The following is a 21,190-nucleotide window of genomic DNA, read 5'->3' on the forward strand; positions in this document are numbered from 1 at the left end:
TCGCAGCGCACGCGCGCTGTGCCGGCACCCGCGACGACGGCCAGCCTCCGGGCGCGACCTCAGTCCATCCACGCAGTCACAGCGAACAAGGAGGTCCGACGTGTCGGTCCCCATCAAGCCGCTCGAGGACCGGATCGTCGTCAAGGCCGTCGAGGCCGAGACCACGACCGCTTCCGGCCTGGTCATCCCGGACACCGCCAAGGAGAAGCCCCAGGAGGGCGAGGTCCTGGCCGTGGGCGAGGGTCGTTTCGACGACAAGGGCAACCGCATCCCGGTCGACGTCAAGGTCGGTGACAAGGTCATCTACAGCAAGTACGGCGGCACCGAGGTGAAGTACGCCGGCGAGGAGTACCTGGTGCTCTCCGCCCGCGACATCCTCGCCGTCGTCGTCGACTGAGCCTGCCGGCAGGTCGCTGACGACGGGGCCCGATCCCGGGCCTTGCACGACGAAGGCCCCCCGCACCTCGAGGTGCGGGGGGCCTTCGCGTGCTTCGACCTCGGCGTGCCCGGGACGGGGAACCGGGGCCGACGGCGCGGCGCTGCGTCGCCGGTGCGGTCGGGGTCGTGCTGAAGGGGTCGTGCCGAGCGGGGCCTGCGGCGCTCTGCCGAGGTCAGCCGGACTTGCGGTCGGTGCCGGCGAGGATCGCGGCCCGCTCGTCCTCGGACAGGCCGCCCCAGACGCCGTAGGGCTCTCGCACGCGCAGCGACTGCTCGCGGCACTGCATCATCACGGGGCAGGTGCGGCAGATCGCCTTCGCCGCCTCCGCGCGTCGGCGGCGGGTGGAGCCCCGCTCGCCCTCGGGGTGGAAGAACAGGGTGTCGTCCTCGTCGCGGCACGCGCCCTGGTACTGCCACTCCCACAGCTCCATCATCGGACCGGGAAGCCTCGAGATCTCCGTCATGGCGAACAACCTACAAGTTGGGCAGAAGTTGTTCAACTCCCGAATCTGTCTCGACGTCGAGAGGTTTGTTGCTCAAGTTCTGAACCGGTTCAGGCGGTGATCGCCGAGGTTGGCGCGGTAGGGGGCCCAAAATCGCGCCACCGGGCGAGGCGCGGTGGCGGGGCCACCGGGGCGTCGGCAGAATCGAGCCATGACTTCCTCCCGGCCTGCTCAGGACGAGGACAGGACCCGCGCGTCGAGCCCTGGCCTCGCCGTCGCGGCCGTCGCCCGGCGCCTGGGGGTCGCACCGGCCACGCTGCGCACGTGGGACCGGCGGTACGGCCTCGGCCCTTCCGGACGCACCGCGGGTTCGCACCGCCGCTACACGACCGAGGACGTGGCGCGGCTGCTCGTCATGCGCCGGCTCACGCTCGAGGGCGTGGCGCCGGTGGACGCGGCGCGGGCGGCGCTCGAGGCGGACGGCACCGATCTCGAGACCCCGGCCGACGTGCGGCCGGTGCACGACGCGCCCGACGAGGACGTCGCGCCGGAGGCGGAGCCCGAGGGCGACGACGAGCCGCGCGCCGCGCGCGGGCACCTGCGGGCGCTGCCCGGCGGCGGCGAGGGCACGCCCGCGCGGCCGGCCGGCGCGGCCCCGGCGCCCGGAGGAGCGTCCGGCTCGGGGCGGGTGTCCGCCGTCATCGACGCGGCGCTCGCCTACGACCAGGCCGCCTGCGACTCGCTGCTGCGCCTCGGCGCGGAGGCGGACCCGGCCGCCTGGTGGACGCAGATGGTCGAGCCCGCCTGGGCGCGCATCGCGCAGCGGACGGTGCTCGGCACGCCCGGCGAGGTGCCCGAGCTGGTGCTCGCGACGGCGGCGCTGCGGGCGCTGCGGGACTTCACGCAGGAGTTCGAGCAGGCGCAGTCCGCCGGCGGGGGCCCGCCGGCGAACCACCCCAGCCGGATGCGCAAAATCGTGCTGGTCTTCGCCGCGCCGGACGAGGTGGTGCCGCTCGCCGCGCACGCCCTGGCCGCCGCGCTGGTGGCCAAGGGCGCCTCCTGTCGCGTGGTGACCGGCCCGGCCAGCACCCACCGGTCGGTCGAGCTGGTCGCCATGGTGCGGCCGGCCGCCGTCGTGCTGGCGACCAGCCTTGCGCGGCCGGACCTCGACGTCGTCCACTCGCTGCACGACGACCACCCCGACCTGCCGATCTTCGTCGGGCTGCGGCGCGACGAGTCCGCCGGCGAGCTCCCGCTCGCCGCGAGCGTCCAGCGGGTGCGCAGCTTCACCGGCCTGCTGCACGAGGTGCTCGCCGTCGTCGCGCCGTGACGCGGCGGTTCCCCGGCGGGGCGGCCGCGCCGCCCGCCCGGGGGCCGGTGTGAGGCCCGCCGCAGCCGCCGGACGGCCGGAATATCGGCCCGCTCAGAAACGTAGACTCATGGCATGACGGACTCGACCGCGGCGCGCGACCCCTTCGGCTTCCTCGGGCTCACCTACGACGACGTTCTCCTCCTGCCGGGGTACTCCGACCTCGCGCCCTCGGAGATCGACACGACCTCGCGGCTGACGCGGGAGATCTCGCTCAAGGTGCCGCTCGTGTCCGCGGCGATGGACACCGTCACCGAGGCCCGCATGGCCATCGCCATGGCCCGCCAGGGCGGCATCGGCGTGCTGCACCGCAACCTGTCCATCGAGGACCAGGCCTACCAGGTCGACCTCGTCAAGCGGACCCAGACGGGCATCATCTCGAACCCGGTCACGATCACGGCGGACCGCACGCTCGAGGAGCTCGACAAGCTCGCCGGCGAGTACCGCATCTCCGGGTTCCCCGTCGTCGACTCCCACGACCGCCTCATCGGCATCGTCACCAACCGCGACCTGCGCTTCACGCCCGTCGCCGAGTGGGCGACGACCAAGGTCGAGGAGGTCATGACGCCGGCACCGCTCATCACCGGCGCCGCGGGCATCTCCCGCGAGGAGGCCACGGCGCTGCTGCGCAAGCACAAGCTCGAGCGCCTGCCGCTGGTGGACGACGAGGGCCGGCTCGCCGGCCTCATCACGGTCAAGGACTTCGTCAAGTCCGAGCAGTTCCCCAACGCCTCGAAGGACGGCCAGGGCCGCCTGCTGGTCGGCGCCGCGATCGGCTACTTCGGCGACGCCTGGCAGCGCGCGACGACGCTGGTCGAGGCCGGGGCGGACGTGCTCGTGGCGGACACCGCGCACGGCAACGTCCGGATGCTCATCGACATGGTCCGCCGGCTCAAGACCGACCCGGCCACCCGCCACGTGCAGGTGATCGGCGGCAACGTCGCCACCCGCGAGGGCGCGCAGGCGTTCGTCGAGGCCGGCGCCGACGCCATCAAGGTGGGCGTGGGCCCGGGCTCGATCTGCACCACCCGCGTCGTCACCGGCGTGGGCGTGCCCCAGGTGACCGCGGTCTACGAGGCCTCGCTGGCCGCTCGCCCGGCGGGCGTGCCCGTCATCGCCGACGGCGGCATGCGCCACTCCGGCGAGATCGGCAAGGCGATCGTGGCCGGTGCCGAGACCGTCATGCTCGGCTCGATGCTCGCCGGCACCGAGGAGGCGCCCGGCGACACCATCCTCGTCAACGGCAAGCAGTACAAGGCCTACCGCGGCATGGGCTCGATGGCGGCGATGTCCTCGCGCGGCAAGAAGTCGTACTCCAAGGACCGCTACTTCCAGGCCGAGGTCACCAGCGACGACCTCATCGTCCCCGAGGGCGTCGAGGGCCAGGTGCCCTACAAGGGCACGCTGAGCGCGGTGGCGCACCAGCTCGTGGGCGGCCTGCACCAGACGATGTTCTACGTCGGTGCGCGCACCATCCCCGAGCTGCAGGAGAAGGGCCGGTTCGTGCGCATCACCTCGGCCTCGCTCAAGGAGAGCCACCCGCACGACGTCCAGGTGACCGCCGAGGCGCCGAACTACTCCGGCTTCTGACCGGCGGCCGCCGGTCGGTCCCGACCGGTGCGGCAGCGCCCTCGTCCGTCGGCCCGGCACCCCGTGGGTGCCGGGCCGACGTGCGTCCGGACGCCGTGCATCCGGCCGAGGTGGGTCCGGGACGCCGCGCGGGACGCGGCGCGGGCGCCTCAGGCGGGCTGGCCGACCGGCTCCACGGGCCAGGCGCTGGACGCCCCGGGACCGGCGAGCCCCTGCCGGGCGCGCCAGTCGTTGAAGCTCTCCGCCCAGTCACGGTGGGCGCCCACCTGCGCCGTGTGCAGGTCCTCCAGCGCCATCTCCGCCAGCCCGGGGAACTGCCGCACCAGCGCGTCGAGCACGTCGAGCGTGGCGAGCACGTCGACGTCCGCGGAGTGCAGGTCGCCCTCCCCGGTGACGCCGTAGTGGCCGCACAGGTCGCCGAGGCGGCGCTTGCCCTTGCGGAACCGGTCCTGCCAGCGGTCGATGACCAGCGGGTCGAGCACGGGCGCGACGGGGTGGCCGAGCCGGTCCGGCACGGTGGGCAGGCCGTGCCGGGCGAGCTCCGCGTCGAGCAGCGACAGGTCGAACGCGGCGTTGTACGCCACCACCGGAACGCCCTCGCGCACGTGCGCGGCGAGCTCGGCGGCGATCTCCTCGAGCGCCGCGGCCGGCGCCACGCCGTGGGCGCGGGCGTGCTCGGTGGTCACGCCGTGGATGGCCGCGGCCTCGGCCGGGATCTCGACGCCGGGGTCGAGGAGCCACGTGCGCACCTCGGTGCTCGCGCCGGGCACCCGCAGCACCAGGGCGGCGGTGACGATGCGGTCGCGGGTGACGTCCACCCCGGTGGTCTCGGTGTCGAAGCCCAGCAGCGGACCTCGCGCCCAGCTCGCGGTGAATGCCTCGTACGACTCCTGCGTCATCTGGAGTACCCCTGGTTCGTCGTCCTACGTCGTGCTGCGGCCGACTGTGCCACCGGCCACCGACACGGCCCGCCCGCGGGCCCCGTGGGCGGGCCGGGGCGTCCCGGTAGGCTGGCCCGGTGAGCAACGAGATCGAGATCGGGCGCGGAAAGCGCGGCCGCCGCGCGTACTCCTTCGACGACATCGCGGTGGTGCCCTCGCGCCGCACGCGCGACCCGAAGGACGTCTCGGTCGGCTGGCAGATCGACGCCTACCACTTCGAGCTGCCGATCATGGCCGCGCCGATGGACTCCGTGATGAGCCCCGCCACCGCCGTCGCCCTCGGGCGGGCCGGCGGCCTCGGCGTCCTGGACCTCGAGGGCCTGTGGACGCGGTACGAGTCGCCCGAGCCGCTGCTGGCCGAGATCGCCGCGCTCCCGGCCGCCGACGCCACGCGCCGCATGCAGGAGATCTACGCCGAGCCCATCAAGCCCGAGCTGATCACCGAGCGCCTGCGCGAGGTCCGCGCAGCCGGCGTCGCCGTGGCGGGCGCCCTGTCGCCGCAGCGCACCCAGGAGCACTACAAGACCGTGGTCGACGCGGGCGTCGACCTGTTCGTCATCCGCGGCACGACCGTCTCGGCCGAGCACGTGTCGTCCGACGCCGAGCCGCTCAACCTCAAGCGCTTCATCTACGAGCTGGACGTGCCCGTCGTCGTCGGCGGCGCCTCCACCTACACCGCGGCGCTGCACCTCATGCGCACCGGCGCGGCCGGCGTCCTGGTCGGCTTCGGCGGGGGCGCGGCCCACACCACCCGCGTGAGCCTCGGCATCCACGCGCCGATGGCCACCGCCGTCTCCGACGTCGCCGCCGCGCGCCGCGACTACCTCGACGAGTCCGGCGGCCGGTACGTGCACGTCATCGCCGACGGCGGCGTGGGCCGCTCCGGCGACCTCGTCAAGGCCATCGCCTGCGGCGCCGACGCGGTCATGCTCGGCGCGGCGCTGGCCCGCGCCACCGAGGCGCCGGGCCGCGGCTGGCACTGGGGCTCCGAGGCGCACCACGCCGTGCTGCCCCGCGGCGAGCGCGTCGAGGTGGGCGTGGCCGGGACGCTCGAGGAGATCCTCTTCGGCCCGGGCCGCACCGCGGACGGCACCACCAACCTGGTGGGCGCCCTCAAGCGGGCCATGGCCACCACCGGCTACTCCGACCTCAAGGAGCTCCAGCGCATCGAGGTCGTCGTCTCCCCGTACCAGCCGCGCTGACCCTGGGCCGGACCCCGGGCTGACCCCGGCTCGACACCTCCGCCGACGGCGGCGGGCGCCGCGCGCGCCCGCCGCCGTCGCGAGCGTGGCGAGGCCCACGACGGTTGCCCGGGCCGACCTCCGCCCGCCCGCGTAGGGTGAAAACATGCCCACCGCGCACGAGAGCAACGGCGCCCTCCCGGAGATCCTGGACCCCGCGCTGCCCGCCGGCACCTACGTCCTCGAGCCGGACTCCGTCGTGCCCCTGACCGCCCGCGTCGTCGCCTCGCACACCGCGGGCGAGCACCGCTCCGTGCTGCCGGCCACCGGCGCGCCCCTGGCCACCGTCCCGCTGTCGTCGCCCGACGACGTCGCCGCGGCGGTCGCCCGTGCCCGCGCCGCCCAGGAGGCGTGGGCCGAGGTGCCGGTGCGCGAGCGCGCCGCGGTGCTGCGGCGCTTCGCCGGCGTCGTGCTCGACCGGCAGCCCGAGCTGCTCGACCTGGTGCAGCGGGAGTCCGGCAAGGCGCGGCTGCACGCGCTGGAGGAGGTGCTGTACGCCTCCCAGCTCGCCCGCCACTACGCCGTCGCCGGCCCGCGCTATCTCGCCCCCCGCCGGGTGCCCGGCATGCTGCCCGGGCTCACCGGCGCCACGGTGCACCGCCGGCCGGTCGGCGTCGTGGGCGCCGTCACGCCGTGGAACTACCCGCTGGCCATGGCGGTCTCCGAGTCGCTGCCGGCGCTCGTCGCCGGCGACGCCGTCGTGGTGAAGCCCGACCCGCAGACGACGCTCGCCGCCCTGTGGGTGGCCGAGGCGCTCGAGGGCTGCGGCCTGCCGGCCGACCTCTTCCTCGTCGTCGCGGGCGGTGCCGACGTCGGGCGCGCGCTGGTCGACCACGTCGACCACGTCGTGTTCACCGGCTCGACCGCCACCGGCCGCGAGGTCGCGGCGCGGGCGGGGGAGCGGCTCGTCGGCGCGACGCTCGAGCTCGGCGGCAAGAACGGCCTCTACGTGGCGGACGACGCCGACCTTCCCTCGGCCGTCGCGGGTGCCGTGAGGGCGTGCTTCTCCAGCGGCGGCCAGCTGTGCGTCTCGGTGGAGCGCCTGGTGCTGCACGAGCGGGTCGCGGATGCGTTCCTCGAGCGGTTCGTGGCCGCGGTGCGCGGGCTGCGGCTCGGCGGGGACCTCGACTACACCGCCGACGTGGGCTCGCTCGTCTCGGCCGAGCAGCTGGCCCGCGTGACGGCGCACGTCGACGACGCGCTCGCCAAGGGTGCCCGCGCCCTGACGGGCGGCGTCCACCGGCCGGACGTCGGCCCCTGGTTCTTCGCCCCGACGGTGCTCGAGGACGTGCCCGACGACGCCCTGTGCGCCACCGAGGAGACGTTCGGGCCGGTCGTGTCGGTGCGCCGCGTGGCCTCGGACGCGGAGGCGGTCGAGGTGCTCAACGCCGGCGAGCTGGGGCTCTCGGCGTCGGTCTGGTCGAACGACGTGCGCCGGGCGCGGCGGGTCGCGGCGCAGGTGAAGGCCGGGTCCGTGAACGTCAACGACGGCTACATGGCGGCGTTCGGGTCGGTCGCCGCGCCCATGGGCGGCTTCCGCAGCTCGGGGCTGGGGCGCCGGCACGGGCGCGAGATCGTCGAGGCGGTCACCGAGGCGCAGACGGTCGCGGTGCAGCGCGGGGTCCGGCTCGGGCTGGGCGTCGACCGGGTGTACGGCCTGGGCGGCGCCCGGGCGGCGACGGCGATGACGGCCGGCATGCGCGCGCTGCGGGCGCTGCGGCGGCCCTGACCGGCGGCCCTGACCGGCGGCCCTGACCGGCGGCCCTGACCGGCGGCCCTGACCCGCGGAGACCCCGTGCCGGCCGCCCGGGGCGGGACCTCAGTCGAGCGACGCCAGCTCCGCCGTGAGGTTGGCCCGCGCCCGGTCCGCCCAGCGCCGCCGCCCGTCGGGCGTGGCGAACAGGCGCGGCAGGGCGAGCAGCCGGCGCAGCACGGCGGCCCGGCCCGCGCGGAACGCGTCGTCGGGCACGTGGCCGTACTCGGCGCGCACCTGCTGGACGTACCGGCGGTAGACCGCCGGCCCGGCGCCGAGGATCGCGAGGTCGGCGTCGCTGACCAGCCCGCCGAGCGCGTCGTCGTCGGCGGGCGCGTGGTCGGCGGTGACGAGCACGAGCCGCCGCACCTCGGCGACGTCCTCGGGCACCAGTGGACCGCCCGGGCCGGCGAGCGGGCCGAGCAGCTCGCCGGCCAGCGCCGCGGAGCGCTCCTCGTCCCGGCCGGCCTCGCCGTCGTGCACGGCGTCGTGGAACCACAGCGCGAGCCGAGCCACGAGGCCGGCCCTGCCCGGCGGGCCCGCCGGAGCGGGCGGGTCGAGCAGGTCGAGGGCGTCCAGCGCGGACGCCAGGTGCAGCGGCCCGTGGTAGACCCGGTGCGGCTCCCGCCAGCGCTCGACGAGCCGGTCGCCGACGGCCAGGAGTCCGGGCGACGCGACCGGCCACAGCGCCGCCCACCGCCGCCGCAGCGCGGCGGCCTTCGCCCCCGCGCGCTCCCGGCCCGGCACCCGCAGGCCCGAGGCGGCCAGCCGGCGCGCGAGCGCGCGGCCGTCGAGCGGCACCGCCCCGGCGGCGACGAGCTCGTCGTACCGCTCGGCGGGCGCGTCGTAGTGGTCGAGGTCCAGCCCGCGGTCGGGCAGCCCGACGGCGCGGGCGAACGTGCGCAGCTCGTGCAGCGAGGAGTCCGAGACGAGGTGCGACCAGACCGTCCCGTGGGCGGGCCAGGCAGGCGGGTCGACGAGCACGGTCACGCCACGACCCTAGCCCGCCCCGGCGGTCGACCGGCGGTCGCCGGCCGGCGGCCGGGCGGCGGACGGGCTCAGCCGGCCGTGATGCCCGACGCCGGGCGCAGGTCCTCGACGGCCTCGACGCACTGCCGGGCGATCGCCAGCTCCTCCATCGTGGGCACCACCATGACCAGCGTGGACGTCCAGGCGGGCGAGATGATGCGCGGCTCGTCGCCGCGCACGGCGTTGCGCTGCTCGTCGACGTCGATGCCGAGGCTCTCCAGCCCGTCGCACACGGCGGCGCGCACCTCGGCGGAGTTCTCGCCGACGCCGGCGGTGAAGGCCACGACGTCGACCCGGCCGAGCACGGCGTGGTACGCGCCGATGTACTTCTTGAGCCGGTGGATGTACACGTCGAACGCCACCCGGGCGTCGTCGTCGCCGGCGTCGATGAGCCGGCGCAGCTCGCGCATGTCGTTCTCGCCGGCCAGGCCCTTGAGGCCGGAGCGCTTGTTGAGCAGCGTGTCGAGGTCGTTGACGTCCATGCCCGCGTTGCGCGCCAGGTGGAACACGACGGCGGGGTCGATGTCGCCCGAGCGCGTGCCCATCACCAGGCCCTCGAGCGGGGTGAGGCCCATCGAGGTGTCGACGGGCACGCCGCCGCGCACGGCCGAGGCGGACGCCCCGTTGCCCAGGTGCAGCACGATCGTGTTGAGGTCCTGCACGCGCCGGCCGAGCACGCGCGCCACCTTGCCCACGACGTACTGGTGCGACGTGCCGTGGAAGCCGTACCGGCGCACCCCGTGCGCCCGCGCCACCTCGCGGTCGATCGCGTAGGTGTACGCGTGCTCGGGCAGCGCCTGGAAGAACGCGGTGTCGAACACGGCGACGTGCGGCACGTCCGGCAGCAGCTCGCGGGCCACCTCGATGCCCTGCACGTTGGCAGGGTTGTGCAGCGGCGCGAGCGGCACGAGGTCGTGGATCTTCGCCACGACGTCGTCGTCGACGACCACCGGGCGCGAGAACAGCTCGCCGCCGTGGACGACGCGGTGGCCGACGGCGTAGATCCCGGCGTCGGCGAGCCGCGGGCCGACCTCCTCGAACAGCCCCAGCGCGAGCCGCAGCGCCGCCCCGTGGTCGGGTACCTCGAGCTCGCGCTCGGTGGTGTTGCCGGCGAACCGGTGGGTGACGATGCCGGACGACTCGCCGATGCGCTCGATCGTGCCCCTGGCGATCGCCTCGCCGCCCACCGGGTTGACGAGCTGGTACTTCAGCGACGACGAGCCGGAGTTGAGCACCAGCACCGAGCCGTGCGCGCCGTAGGCGCTGTAGGGGTTGGGGCGCTCGGCCTCCGGGACGATGCTCATGCGGGCTCTCCCTCCACGGCCGGGCCGGCCAGGTCCGCGGTGGACCCGGCCGGCGCGGCCTGCGCCTGGATGGCGGTGATGGCGACGGTGTTGACGATGTCCTGGACCAGCGCGCCGCGGGACAGGTCGTTGACGGGCTTGTTGAGGCCCTGCAGCACGGGGCCGATCGCGACGGCGCCGGCCGAGCGCTGCACGGCCTTGTAGGTGTTGTTGCCGGTGTTGAGGTCGGGGAACACGAACACGGTGGCCCGCCCCGCGACCGAGGACTCGGGCAGCTTGGACGCCGCCACGGACGCGTCCACCGCGGCGTCGTACTGGATCGGGCCCTCCACGCTCAGGTCGGCCCGGCGCTCGCGGACGAGCTGCGTGGCGGCGCGGACCTTGTCGACGTCGGCCCCGGAGCCCGAGGTGCCGGTCGAGTACGACAGCATCGCGACGCGCGGGTCCACGCCGAACTGGGCGGCCGTGGCGGCGGACGTGATCGCGACGTCGGCGAGCTGGTCGGCGGTGGGGTCGGGGATGACGGCGCAGTCGCCGTACACCAGCACGCGGTCCTCGAGGCACATGAGGAACACGCCCGAGACGCTCGCGATGCCGGGCTTGGTCTTGATGATCTCGAACGACGGGCGGATCGTGTGCGCCGTGGTGTGCCGGGCCCCGGACACCATCCCGTCGGCGAGGCCCAGGTGCACCATGAGCGTGCCGAAGTAGGACACGTCGGTGACGATCTCCTTCGCCCGGTCCACGGTCATGCCCTTGTGCGCCCGCAGCCGGGCGTACTCCTCGGCGAACCGGGCGACGTGGTCCGGGTCGTGCGGCGACAGCACGGTCGCGGCGGAGATGTCGAGGCCGAGCTCGGCGGCGCGGGCCCGCACGGGCTCCTCGTCGCCGAGGATCGTCAGGTCGGCGATGCCGCGGGCCAGCACGGTCGAGGCGGCCCGCAGGATGCGGTCGTCGTCGCCCTCGGGCAGCACGACGCGGCGGCGGTCGGCGCGGGCGCGCTCGATGAGCTCGTGCTCGAACATCAGCGGCGTCACCACCGCCGGGCGCGGCACGTCGAGCCGGGCGAGCAGCTCCGCGCCGTCCACGTGCTGCTCGAAGAGCTGGCGGGCGGTGTCGATCTTGCGGGTCGAGGCGACCGTCACCCTGCCGCGGGTGCGGGCGGCGGCCCGGGCGGCGGGATAGGTGTCCCACGACGTGGTGATGACCGGGACGTTGGGGCGCAGCGCGTGCACGAGCTGCCCGGTGGTGCCCTGCGGCGTGTACCCGCCGGTGAGGACGATGCCGGCGAGCGACGGGAACCCGGCCGCCGTCTGGGCCGACAGCAGGCCGAGGACCACCTCGGTGCGGTCGCCGGGCGTGATGACGACGGCGCCGTCGGACAGGTGCTCGAGCAGGTGCTCGAGCGACATCGCGCCGACCAGCACGTCGAGGGCCTCGCGGCCGAGCAGCTCGGGGTCGCCGAGCAGCAGCTCGCCGCCGACGGCGTCGCGCAGCTGGGCCACGGTGGGCGCGCCGAGGAACGGCTCCTCCGGGACCGCCCACACCGGCAGGTCCGCCGTCAGCGTCGCGGCGGCGACGGGCAGCTCGCCCTCGTACCGGTTGACGACGACGCCGACCGGCTGGGCGTGGTTGGCGCGCAGCTCGCCCAGGGAGATGCCGGCCAGGGCGCGCACGTCGTCGTCGGAGCGGCCGTGGCCGGACACGACCAGCAGCACGGGCGCGCCGACGTTGGCGGCGATCTTGGCGTTGAACGCCAGCTCGGTGGGCCCGGAGACGTCGGTGTAGTCGGTGCCGAGCACCACGACCCAGTCGCAGCGGTCGGCCACCTCGTGGTACCGCGCCACGATCCGGGACATCGCGCTCTCGGGGTCGGCGTGGATCTCGTCGTAGGTGACGCCGACGGCCTCCTCGTAGCGGAGGTCGACGCCGTCGTGCGCCAGCAGCAGCTCCAGCACGTGGTCGCGCTCGGTGCCGTCGACGGCTCCCGTCGAGCCGGCGACGGGCGCCGGGGGAGCGGCGGGCACGCGTGAGACGGGCCGGAACACGCCCACCCGCTGACCCTGGTGCGCCAGCAGGTCGATGACGCCGAGGGCCACGGTGGACTTGCCCGAGTCGCCCTCGGGCGAGGCGATGACGATGCTGCGCGTCGCGGTCATGCGGTGGGTTCTCCTCGTCGTACGCGTGAGCCCGGCCGGGAACATCCTCCCGGCCGGGCTCACGGATGTCACCGGGACGGTGGTCACATCCCAGGTGAGCGGCCAGATCAGCGGCTCAGGTCAGCGGCCCGGCGGAGCCGGGGCCTGCGGCCCGGGCCGGCGGCCCGAGCGGTCACTCGTTGTCGCCGCCGGTGTCCTGCGCGCCGCCGGTGTACTGGGGGCCGCCGCCCTCGGTGGCGGTCTCCCCGACGTCGGGCCAGACCCAGTCGCGCACCTCGGGGATGTCCTCGCCGTGCTCGCGCGTGTACGCCCGGGCCCGCAGGCGGGCGTCCTGCATCTCCTGGCGCAGGCCCGCGGCCTTCGAGCGCAGGAACGGCACGCGGTCGAGGACGTCGATGACGAGGTGGTACCGGTCGAGGTCGTTGAGCATGACCATGTCGAACGGCGTGGTCGTGGTGCCCTCCTCCTTGTACCCCCGCGCGTGGATGTTCTGGTGGCCGTGGCGGCGGTAGGTGAGGCGGTGGATCAGCCACGGGTAGCCGTGGTAGGCGAAGATCACGGGCTTGTCCGTGGTGAACAGCGTGTCGAACTCGCGGTCCGACAGCCCGTGCGGGTGCTCCTTCTCGTCCTGCAGGCGCATGAGGTCCACGACGTTGATGACGCGCACCTTGAGGTCGGGCAGCTCACGGCGCAGGATGTCCGCCGCGGCGAGCACCTCGAGCGTCGGCACGTCGCCCGCGCAGGCGAGCACGACGTCGGGGTTCTGCCCGGGCTGCTCCGTGCCGGCCCACTCCCAGATGCCCAGGCCCCGGGTGCAGTGGGCGACCGCCTCGTCCATCGTCAGGAACTGCGGCGAGGGCTGCTTGCCCGACACGACGACGTTGACGTACTGCCGGCTGCGCAGGCAGTGGTCGTACGTGCTCAGCAGCGTGTTGGCGTCCGGCGGCAGGTAGACCCGCACGATCTCGGACTTCTTGTTGAGCACGTGGTCGATGAAGCCCGGGTCCTGGTGGCTGAAGCCGTTGTGGTCCTGGCGCCACACGTGGCTCGACAGCAGGTAGTTGAGCGACGCGATGGGGCGCCGCCACGGGATGTCGTTGGTGACCTTGAGCCACTTGGCGTGCTGGTTGAACATCGAGTCGACGATGTGGATGAACGCCTCGTAGCAGTTGAACAGCCCGTGGCGCCCGGTCAGCAGGTAGCCCTCGAGCCAGCCCTGGCACTGGTGCTCCGAGAGCATCTCCATGACGCGGCCGGCGCGGGCGAGGTGCTCGTCCACCTCCGCGGTGAGGAACTCGGCGTTCCACTGCTTGTCGGTGGCGTCGTAGACGGCCTGCAGGCGGTTGGAGGCCGTCTCGTCGGGCCCGAAGATGCGGAAGTTGTGCGGGTTGAGCTTCACGACGTCGGTGAGCCACCGGCCCAGCGCGCGCGGCGCCTCGGCGATGGCGCCACCGGGCCGCGGCACGTCGACGGCGTACTCGCGGAAGTCGGGCAGGCGCAGGTCCTTGAGCAGCAGCCCGCCGTTGGCGTGCGGGTTGTCGCTCATCCGCAGGGTGCCCTCGGGCGCCAGCGCGGCGACGTCCTCGATCACGCGCCCGTCGTCGTCGAACAGCTCCTCGGGCCGGTACGACCGCAGCCACCGCTCGAGCACGTGCAGGTGCTCCTCGGTGTCGCGGGCGCTGGCCAGCGGCACCTGGTGGGCGCGCCACGAGCCGGTCGTCTTCTTGTCGTCGATGGTGTCCGGGCCGGTCCAGCCCTTCGGCGTGCGGAACACGATCATCGGCCAGACGGGGCGCGAGTCGTCGCCGTCCGCGGCCCGCTGCTTGATCGCGGCGATCTCGTCGAGCACCTCGTCGAGCACCGCGGCGAACCGGCGGTGGACGTCCGCGTGCGACTCGGTGGAGCCGTCCTCGACCTCGAAGAAGTACGGCTTGTGCCCGTACCCGACCATGAGGTCGCGCAGCTCCTCCTGCGGGATGCGCGCCAGCACCGTGGGGTTGGCGATCTTGTAGCCGTTGAGGTGCAGGATCGGAAGCACGACGCCGTCCTGCGCCGGGTTGACGAACTTGTTGGAGTGCCACGAGGTGGCCAGCGGGCCGGTCTCGGCCTCGCCGTCGCCGACCACGGCGGCCACGAGCAGGTCCGGGTTGTCGAACGCGGCGCCGTAGGCGTGCGAGAGCGCGTAGCCGAGCTCGCCGCCCTCGTGGATGGAGCCGGGCGTCTCGGGCGCCACGTGCGACGGGATGCCGCCCGGGAACGAGAACTGCTTGAACAGCCGCTGCAGGCCCTGGGTGTCCTGCGTGACGTCGGAGTACACCTCGGAGTAGGTGCCGTCGAGGTACGCGGACGCGACGAGGCCGGGGCCGCCGTGGCCGGGGCCCGTGACGTAGATCGTGGACTGCTGCCGCTCCTGGATGGCGCGGTTGAGGTGCGCGTAGAGGAACGTCAGGCCCGGCGTGGTGCCCCAGTGGCCCAGCAGGCGGGGCTTGACGTGCTCGCGCGTCAGCGGCTCGCGCAGCAGCGGGTTGTCCAGCAGGTAGATCTGGCCCACGGACAGGTAGTTGGCGGCCCGCCACCACCTGTCGATGCGCTCGAGCGTCTCGTCCGACAGGTCGGTGACGCCCTGCGCGCGCCATGCCGTCGGGGTGGCCGCCGGGGTGGCGGTGGTCGTCGTCATCGCGTGCTCCCTCGAGTGGGGTACTCGGCTGCGCCCTCATTCCACCGCAGAACCTGGGGCGCCGCAGGGCGAGCACCGGGGCGCTCCGGGCGCCCCGAGAGGCCGGGGAGGAGTGTGGCCTGACCACGCTCGGCCGCCGCGACGCCGCAGGTGCGGGCGGGGGCGCAGTGACGCTCGGCACGTCGAGGGCGATCGGCGCCGACGGGTTTCTCCCGTCGCGCGCGGCGCCGATACGGTGGGGTGCGTGAGCAGCCCGGTGCCCGCCCGTCGTCCCTTCTGGGCGGTCGCCCTGCAGCCGCGCATGCTCGGCGTCCTCGTCGTCGCGCTGGCGGCCGTGGCCCTGTGCGTGCGGCTCGGGTTCTGGCAGCTCGACCGGGCGTACGAGCGCGCCGGGCTGGTCGGCCAGCAGGAGCAGGCGGACGCCGCGGCGGGGAGGCCGACGGGGCTCGGCGAGCTCGTCGCACCGCAGACCGCGTTCGGCGGCGAGCTCGTGGGCCGCAGCGTCTGGGTCGAGGGCACGTACGACCCGGCGGGGCAGCTGCTCGTGGCGGGCCGCGCGCTCGACGGGCGCACCGGCTACCTCGTGCTGACCCCGCTGCGCGTGTCCGACGACGGCACCGGCGGCGCGTCGTGGGCCGGGCTGTCGGGCGCCCCCGTGGTGCCGGTCGTGCGGGGATGGGTCGCCGAGCCGCAGGACGCGCCCGGCCTCGCGGTGCCCGAGGGCACCGTGCGGGTGACCGGCTGGCTGCAGGCGGGGGAGGCGACCTCCGGCGTCGCGTCGCCCGCGAACCCCGGCGGCCCGCCGCTCACCGACGCCATCTCCACCGCGGCGCTCGTGAACACGTGGGGCGGCCCGATCTGGGACGGCTACGTCGTCCTCACCGGCTCGCAGCCGGAGCAGGTGCCGGCCGCCGAGGGCGGCCCCGCCGCGCTGCCGCGCCCCGTGATCGAGGGCTCGGGCAGCGTCAACATGCAGAGCCTGTTCTACGCGATCGAGTGGTGGGTCTTCGGCCTGTTCGCCCTGGGCCTGTGGGTGCGGCTGGTGCTCGACGAGGCCACGGCCCAGGCGCCCGACCGGACGGGGCGGGTGCGCCCGCGCCGCGGGGCGGACGCCGGCATCGCGGGGCTGCCGGGCTGACCGCGCCCGGCCGCGGCCGGCGTCGCCGCCCCCGCGCTCACCGGCCCAGGACCCGGGCCGTCCGCTCCAGCGCCTCGACCAGCAGCGGGCGCGGCATCGCGAGGTTGACGCGCACGAAGCCGCGGCCGGCGGCGCCGCAGGCCGCGCCGTCGACGACGACCACGCCGGCGCGCTCGCGCAGCACGTCGGCCGGGCGGTCGCCCAGGCCCGCGCCGCCGGGCCCGGCGCGGCGCACGTCGAGCCAGGCGAGGTAGGTGCCCTCGGGCGGCACGTACCCCACGTCGGGCATCCGCTCGGCGACCGCCTCGGCGACGAGCCGGCGGTTGCCGTCGAGGTAGGCGAGGACCTCGTCGAGCCAGGGCCCGCCCTGCTCGTAGGCGACGGCGTTCGCCACCAGGCCCGGCGTCGAGGCCCCGTGCTCGACGTGCTCGCCCACGTGCTCCCACGTCGCGAGGTCGGCGTCGTTCGTGAGCACGAGCTGGGCGCACTTGAGGCCGGGCAGGTTCCAGGCCTTCGAGGCCGACGTCGCCGTCAGCGCGTGCCGGGCGGTGGCGGGCGACAGCGAGGCGTACGGCACGTGCCGGTGGCCGGGCATCACGAGCGGGGCGTGGATCTCGTCGGCCAGCACCCGCCCGCCGCGGGCCTCCACCACCTCTGCGACCGCGAGCATCTCGGCCGGCTCCAGCGCCCGGCCCACGGGGTTGTGCGGGTTGCAGAGCACGAGCAGCTCCGCGCCGGCGGCGAAGGCGGCGTCGAGCGCGTCGAGGTCGTAGACGTACCGGCCGGGGCGGCCGTCGGGCGCCGGCTCGCGCCGCAGCGGGACCTGCAGGACCTCGCGCCCCAGCGCGCGCGGCAGCTCCAGGAACGGCATGTACGCCGGCGTCGGCACGATCACCGGAGACCCCGGCGAGGTGAGGTGCGTGGCCGCGGCGGCGAGGGCGGCCAGCACGTCCGGCAGGGGGCGCACCCGCGCGGCGGGCACGTGCCAGCCGTACCGGTCGGCGGCGAACGCGGCGAACGCCGCCGACGTGCGCTCCACGAGCGCCGGCGGGGCGTACCCCAGCAGCCCGCGGTCGATGACGTCGTGCAGCGCCCGCGTCACCGCCGGGGCCGTGCCGAAGTCCATCTCGGCCACCCACGCCCCGATGGCCCCGTCCGCGGCGGTCCACTTGAGGGAGCCGGCGGCGCGCAGGTCGTCCGCGGTGCGTGCGTCGAGCACGCGGGCGAGCCCCGCGGGCGTCGTGGGGGTCGCGGCATCGTCGTCGAGGGGGAGCGGGCGCACGACCCGACGCTACGGGTGACCGCCGCCACAGGGCCACCGTCCGCCCGGGCGGTCCCCGTAGGCTGGGCACGTGAGCACCGCCCCGCAGCACGCCCCCGAGCCCGCCTCCGACCCGACGGGCGCCACGTCGGGCGCCACGTCGGCCGCCACGACGGGCGCCACGACGGCCGCCACGTCGGGCGACCCCGCCGCCGCCGTCTCGCGCGCCCAGGCGGCCGAGGCCATCCGCAAGGCCCGCGGCGCCCTCGCGCGCTACCGCGTCATGGCCATCGTCACCGGCGTGATGCTCCTGCTGCTCACCGTGTGGATGATCCTCAAGTACCCCGTGCAGTGGTGGGTCGCGGACGTCAGCGCCGTCGTCGACGCCACCTGGATCGTCGCGCCGGTGCACGGGTGGGTCTACGTCGTCTACCTGGTCACCGTGCTGCAGGCCTGGGCCACCATGCGCTGGGGCTGGGGCCGGCTGGCCACGATGGTCTTCGCGGGCGTCGTGCCGGTGATGTCGTTCGTCGTGGAGCGCCGCGTGCACACCGACGGCCAGGCCAAGCTCGCGTCGCTCGAGCAGCGCTACCTGGGCTGACGCCGGTCGGCGGGCCGCCGACCACGCCGCCCGGCCAGGAGCTCGTCCGGGCTCCGCTGTGGCATCCTCCGGGAGGCGCCGAGGCGGCGCCCACCGTGTTCCCAGGGGAGATCTCTCGTGCGTCGTGCTCTGCTCGCTCTCGTACCCACCGCCGTCGCGGCGCTGCTGCTGGCCGGCTGCACCGGCGCGGCTGACGACGCCGCGGCCGGCGCGCCGCCGGCGGCCGCCTCGGCCTCGGCGGACGAGCGCGCGCCCGGCAGCGCCCGGGCGGCGACGTCGGTGATGGCGGAGCACACGGTCGAGACGCCGCACGGCGGGGGTGACCACCGCGGCGGCGAGGTGACGGTCACGCTGCGCGCCGTGGAGGTCTCCGGCGGCACGATGACGGTGCGCTGGGCCCTGCGGTGGGACGACGACGCGGCCGAGGCCGACGCGGGGATCAGCTACTACGACATGGGCGTCCAGCCGGTCACGACCGTGACCGACGGGACGAGCCTCCGGGCCTACCGACCCTTCTGCACCGAGGGGTCGTGGCAGCCCGGCGACGAGGTCGGGATCGCCGAGCGCGCCGCCCTGCAGATGCGGTGCGAGGAGTCCATGCTGGTCTCGCCGCTCGAGGACATCTTCTTCCAGTTCCCCAACCACGGCACGGTCGAGGGCTGGTCGCTGCTGCCCGCGCCGGAGAAGCGGGTCGAGACCGTCGACGTGCTGCCTCTCGAAGGGCTCCCCGCGTTCACCGGGGTCGAGGTGGCCTACCCGGACGGCGACGCGTGAGCCGCCCGCTGCTGCGGCGCGCCGTCGTGCCGGCGTCGCTGGCCCTCGGCCTCGCCCTCGGCGCGGCACCGGCGGCCCTCGCCGCCGGCGAGGCGCCGAGCGCCGAGCCGACGGCCTCGGCGGACGCCGACACCGAAGCGCTGCGCGCGGCGATGGCCGACGTGGCCGAGTCGCTCGCCGAGGACGCCGAGCGGGCGGCGGCCGTGACGCCCACCGACGCGATGCGGGCCGACGCCACGTTCGTGCTGCGCCCGCAGGACGCCGCGGTCGTGCTGCGCCCGGAGGTGTCGGTCACGCCGCTGGAGCGGCGCGTGCAGAAGGAGCGCCGCACCACGGTGCGGCTGACGGCGGACCTGCTGTTCGAGTTCGGCTCGGCCGAGCTCACCCCGTCGGCCGCGGACGCGGTCGCGGCGCTCGCCGCGGACGTCCCGCAGGACGCGGCCGTCGCCGTCGACGGGCACACCGACTCCGTCGGCGACGAGGCTCGCAACGACCACCTGTCGCGGGAGCGGGCGGGCGCCGTCGCCGGGGTGCTGGCGCAGGTCCGCCCCGACCTGCGCCTGACGGTCACGGGGCACGGCGAGCGGCAGCCGGTGGCCGAGAACGAGGTCGACGGCGAGGACAACCCCGGCGGGCGGGCGCTCAACCGGCGCGTCGAGGTCACCTACGACGCACCCGGGGCCTGAGCGGGACGGGCCGCGGGACGGGCCGCGGGACGGGCGTGCCGGACAGGGCGCGCAGCGGGCCCCGGTGAGCGGCCTCACGGCCGCCCGCCGGGGGCGGGCCACTAGACTGGACCGGTGACGTCTCCCGCCACCGCCCCCGTCTCCCACGCCGCCGCCGAGTCCGCCGCCGAGCAGCAGCACCGCCCCGTCCTGGTCGTCGACTTCGGCGCCCAGTACGCCCAGCTGATCGCGCGCCGCGTGCGCGAGGCGCGCGTGTACTCCGAGATCGTCCCGCACACGGCGACGGTCGAGCAGATGCTCGCCAAGAACCCGGCGGCGATCATCCTGTCCGGCGGCCCCGCCTCGGTGTACGCCCAGGGCGCGCCGTTCGTGGACCCGGCGCTGTTCGACGCCGGCGTGCCCGTGCTGGGCATCTGCTACGGCTTCCAGGCGATGGCCAAGGCGCTCGGCGGCGAGGTGGCCCAGACGGGTCTGCGCGAGTACGGCGGCACCGAGGTCGAGGTCTGCGCGGCCGGCGTGCTGCTCGCCGACACCCCCACGAACCAGACCGCCTGGATGAGCCACGGCGACGCCGTGCACCGCGCGCCCGAGGGCTTCGAGGTCCTCGCGACGTCGGACGGCTCGCCGGTCGCGGCGTTCGAGGACACCTCCCGCCGGCTGTTCGGCGTGCAGTGGCACCCGGAGGTCAAGCACTCGGCGCACGGCCAGAGCGTGCTCGAGCACTTCCTCTACGAGGGCGCCGGCCTGGCCCCCGACTGGACGGCCGGGAACGTCATCGCCGAGCAGGTCGAGAAGATCCGCGCCCAGGTGGGTGACGCCCGCGTGATCTGCGGCCTGTCCGGCGGCGTCGACTCCTCGGTCGCGGCCGCGCTCGTGCAGCGCGCCGTCGGAGACCAGCTCACCTGCGTCTTCGTCGACCACGGCCTGCTGCGCGCCGGCGAGGCCGAGCAGGTCGAGCGCGACTTCGTCGCCGCCACCGGCGTGCGTCTCGTCGTGCGCGACGAGAAGGAGCGGTTCCTCACCGCGCTGGCCGGCGTCACCGACCCGGAGACCAAGCGCAAGATCATCGGCCGCGAGTTCATCCGCGTGTTCGAGGACGCCGCCCGCGACGTCGTCGCCGAGGCCGGCGCGCACGGCGAGGAGGTCAAGTTCCTCGTCCAGGGCACGCTGTACCCCGACGTCGTCGAGTCCGGCGGCGGCGAGGGCGCGGCCAACATCAAGTCGCACCACAACGTCGGCGGCCTGCCCGACGACCTGCAGTTCGAGCTCATCGAGCCGCTGCGCACCCTGTTCAAGGACGAGGTGCGCGCCGTCGGCCTGGAGCTCGGCGTGCCGGAGGCGATCGTCTGGCGCCAGCCGTTCCCCGGCCCCGGCCTGGGCATCCGCATCATCGGCGAGGTGAACGCCGAGCGCCTCGACGTGCTGCGCGCCGCCGACGCCATCGCCCGCGAGGAGCTGACCCGCGCCGGCCTCGACCGCGAGATCTGGCAGTGCCCGGTGGTGCTGCTCGCCGACGTGCGCTCCGTCGGCGTCCAGGGCGACGGCCGCACGTACGGCCACCCGGTCGTGCTGCGCCCGGTGTCGTCCGAGGACGCGATGACCGCCGACTGGACCCGCCTGCCGTACGACGTGCTGGCCACCATCTCCACCCGCATCACCAACGAGGTGCGCGAGGTCAACCGCGTGGTGCTCGACGTGACGAGCAAGCCGCCGGCGACGATCGAGTGGGAGTGAGGGTGGTCGTGGCGGTCGGTCGGGCTGCGGCGGCGCCGTCCGCTCGAATGAT

At 75.1% G+C, this 21,190-nt stretch carries 17 protein-coding genes; 10 read left to right on the plus strand and 7 right to left on the minus strand.

Annotated features, from left to right (window positions below; translation table 11 throughout):
• Positions 1 to 100 precede the first annotated feature (100 nt).
• Positions 101 to 397 (plus strand): co-chaperone GroES, encoded by a 297-nt coding sequence (gene groES, locus U5M74_RS13730; protein ID WP_069982270.1) that lies wholly within the window; start codon positions 101 to 103, stop codon positions 395 to 397.
• Between the two features lie 214 nt (positions 398 to 611).
• On the opposite strand, the gene U5M74_RS13735 is transcribed toward groES, so the two are convergent.
• On the minus strand, positions 612 to 902 hold the full coding sequence (locus U5M74_RS13735; protein WP_069982271.1) for a WhiB family transcriptional regulator: 291 nt from the start codon (positions 900 to 902) through the stop codon (positions 612 to 614).
• Positions 903 to 1,092: 190 nt separating this feature from the next.
• On the opposite strand from U5M74_RS13735, the gene U5M74_RS13740 reads away from it, so the two are divergent.
• The gene (locus U5M74_RS13740) at positions 1,093 to 2,211 is read left to right on the plus strand and encodes a MerR family transcriptional regulator (protein ID WP_410909495.1); all 1,119 of its coding nucleotides are present in this window, start codon (positions 1,093 to 1,095) and stop codon (positions 2,209 to 2,211) included.
• Between the two features lie 114 nt (positions 2,212 to 2,325).
• Positions 2,326 to 3,840 (plus strand): IMP dehydrogenase, encoded by a 1,515-nt coding sequence (gene guaB, locus U5M74_RS13745; protein WP_410909496.1) that lies wholly within the window; start codon positions 2,326 to 2,328, stop codon positions 3,838 to 3,840.
• Positions 3,841 to 3,989: 149 nt separating this feature from the next.
• Here guaB and U5M74_RS13750 read toward each other — a convergent pair whose 3' ends face one another.
• On the minus strand, positions 3,990 to 4,739 hold the full coding sequence (locus U5M74_RS13750; protein WP_410909497.1) for an exonuclease domain-containing protein: 750 nt from the start codon (positions 4,737 to 4,739) through the stop codon (positions 3,990 to 3,992).
• A gap of 119 nt (positions 4,740 to 4,858) precedes the next feature.
• On the opposite strand from U5M74_RS13750, the gene U5M74_RS13755 reads away from it, so the two are divergent.
• Positions 4,859 to 5,983 (plus strand): GuaB3 family IMP dehydrogenase-related protein, encoded by a 1,125-nt coding sequence (locus tag U5M74_RS13755; RefSeq protein WP_410909498.1) that lies wholly within the window; start codon positions 4,859 to 4,861, stop codon positions 5,981 to 5,983.
• 145 nt (positions 5,984 to 6,128) lie between these two features.
• Entirely contained in the window at positions 6,129 to 7,751 is a 1,623-nt protein-coding gene (locus U5M74_RS13760; RefSeq protein ID WP_410909499.1) for a succinic semialdehyde dehydrogenase, read from the plus strand.
• A 90-nt stretch (positions 7,752 to 7,841) separates the two neighbouring features.
• On the opposite strand, the gene U5M74_RS13765 is transcribed toward U5M74_RS13760, so the two are convergent.
• From U5M74_RS13765 to U5M74_RS13780, 4 genes are all read right to left on the minus strand, one after another.
• Entirely contained in the window at positions 7,842 to 8,765 is a 924-nt protein-coding gene (locus tag U5M74_RS13765; RefSeq protein ID WP_410909500.1) for a DUF4031 domain-containing protein, read from the minus strand.
• Between the two features lie 68 nt (positions 8,766 to 8,833).
• Complete coding sequence (locus U5M74_RS13770) at positions 8,834 to 10,108, minus strand: acetate/propionate family kinase (protein ID WP_410909501.1); 1,275 nt, start codon at positions 10,106 to 10,108, stop codon at positions 8,834 to 8,836.
• Complete coding sequence (gene pta, locus U5M74_RS13775) at positions 10,105 to 12,267, minus strand: phosphate acetyltransferase (RefSeq protein ID WP_410909502.1); 2,163 nt, start codon at positions 12,265 to 12,267, stop codon at positions 10,105 to 10,107. The genes U5M74_RS13770 and pta overlap by 4 nt, the downstream gene beginning before the upstream one ends.
• A 172-nt stretch (positions 12,268 to 12,439) precedes the next feature.
• Complete coding sequence (locus tag U5M74_RS13780) at positions 12,440 to 14,944, minus strand: phosphoketolase (protein ID WP_410909503.1); 2,505 nt, start codon at positions 14,942 to 14,944, stop codon at positions 12,440 to 12,442.
• A 244-nt stretch (positions 14,945 to 15,188) separates the two neighbouring features.
• Between U5M74_RS13780 and U5M74_RS13785 the strand changes: the two genes are divergently transcribed.
• The gene (locus U5M74_RS13785) at positions 15,189 to 16,082 is read left to right on the plus strand and encodes an SURF1 family protein (protein WP_410909504.1); all 894 of its coding nucleotides are present in this window, start codon (positions 15,189 to 15,191) and stop codon (positions 16,080 to 16,082) included.
• A gap of 37 nt (positions 16,083 to 16,119) precedes the next feature.
• Here the strand turns inward: U5M74_RS13785 and U5M74_RS13790 are convergent, their stop codons facing one another.
• Positions 16,120 to 17,364, minus strand: a complete 1,245-nt coding sequence (locus tag U5M74_RS13790; protein ID WP_410909505.1) for a MalY/PatB family protein — start codon at positions 17,362 to 17,364, stop codon at positions 16,120 to 16,122.
• A 70-nt stretch (positions 17,365 to 17,434) separates the two neighbouring features.
• Between U5M74_RS13790 and U5M74_RS13795 the strand changes: the two genes are divergently transcribed.
• The 4 genes from U5M74_RS13795 (at position 17,435) to guaA (ending at position 21,138) form a co-directional block, all read left to right on the plus strand.
• Entirely contained in the window at positions 17,435 to 17,944 is a 510-nt protein-coding gene (locus U5M74_RS13795) for a DUF3817 domain-containing protein (protein ID WP_410909506.1), read from the plus strand.
• A 117-nt stretch (positions 17,945 to 18,061) separates the two neighbouring features.
• Entirely contained in the window at positions 18,062 to 18,718 is a 657-nt protein-coding gene (locus tag U5M74_RS13800; protein WP_410909507.1) for a hypothetical protein, read from the plus strand.
• On the plus strand, positions 18,715 to 19,404 hold the full coding sequence (locus tag U5M74_RS13805) for an OmpA family protein (protein ID WP_410909508.1): 690 nt from the start codon (positions 18,715 to 18,717) through the stop codon (positions 19,402 to 19,404). The genes U5M74_RS13800 and U5M74_RS13805 overlap by 4 nt, the downstream gene beginning before the upstream one ends.
• Positions 19,405 to 19,518: 114 nt before the next feature.
• Positions 19,519 to 21,138, plus strand: coding sequence for a glutamine-hydrolyzing GMP synthase (gene guaA / locus U5M74_RS13810; protein ID WP_290438894.1), 1,620 nt, complete (start codon positions 19,519 to 19,521; stop codon positions 21,136 to 21,138).
• Positions 21,139 to 21,190 lie beyond the last annotated feature (52 nt).

This window comes from Puerhibacterium sp. TATVAM-FAB25, assembly GCF_046535855.1.
In the GTDB taxonomy this organism is placed as follows: domain Bacteria; phylum Actinomycetota; class Actinomycetes; order Actinomycetales; family Cellulomonadaceae; genus Puerhibacterium; species Puerhibacterium variabilis_A.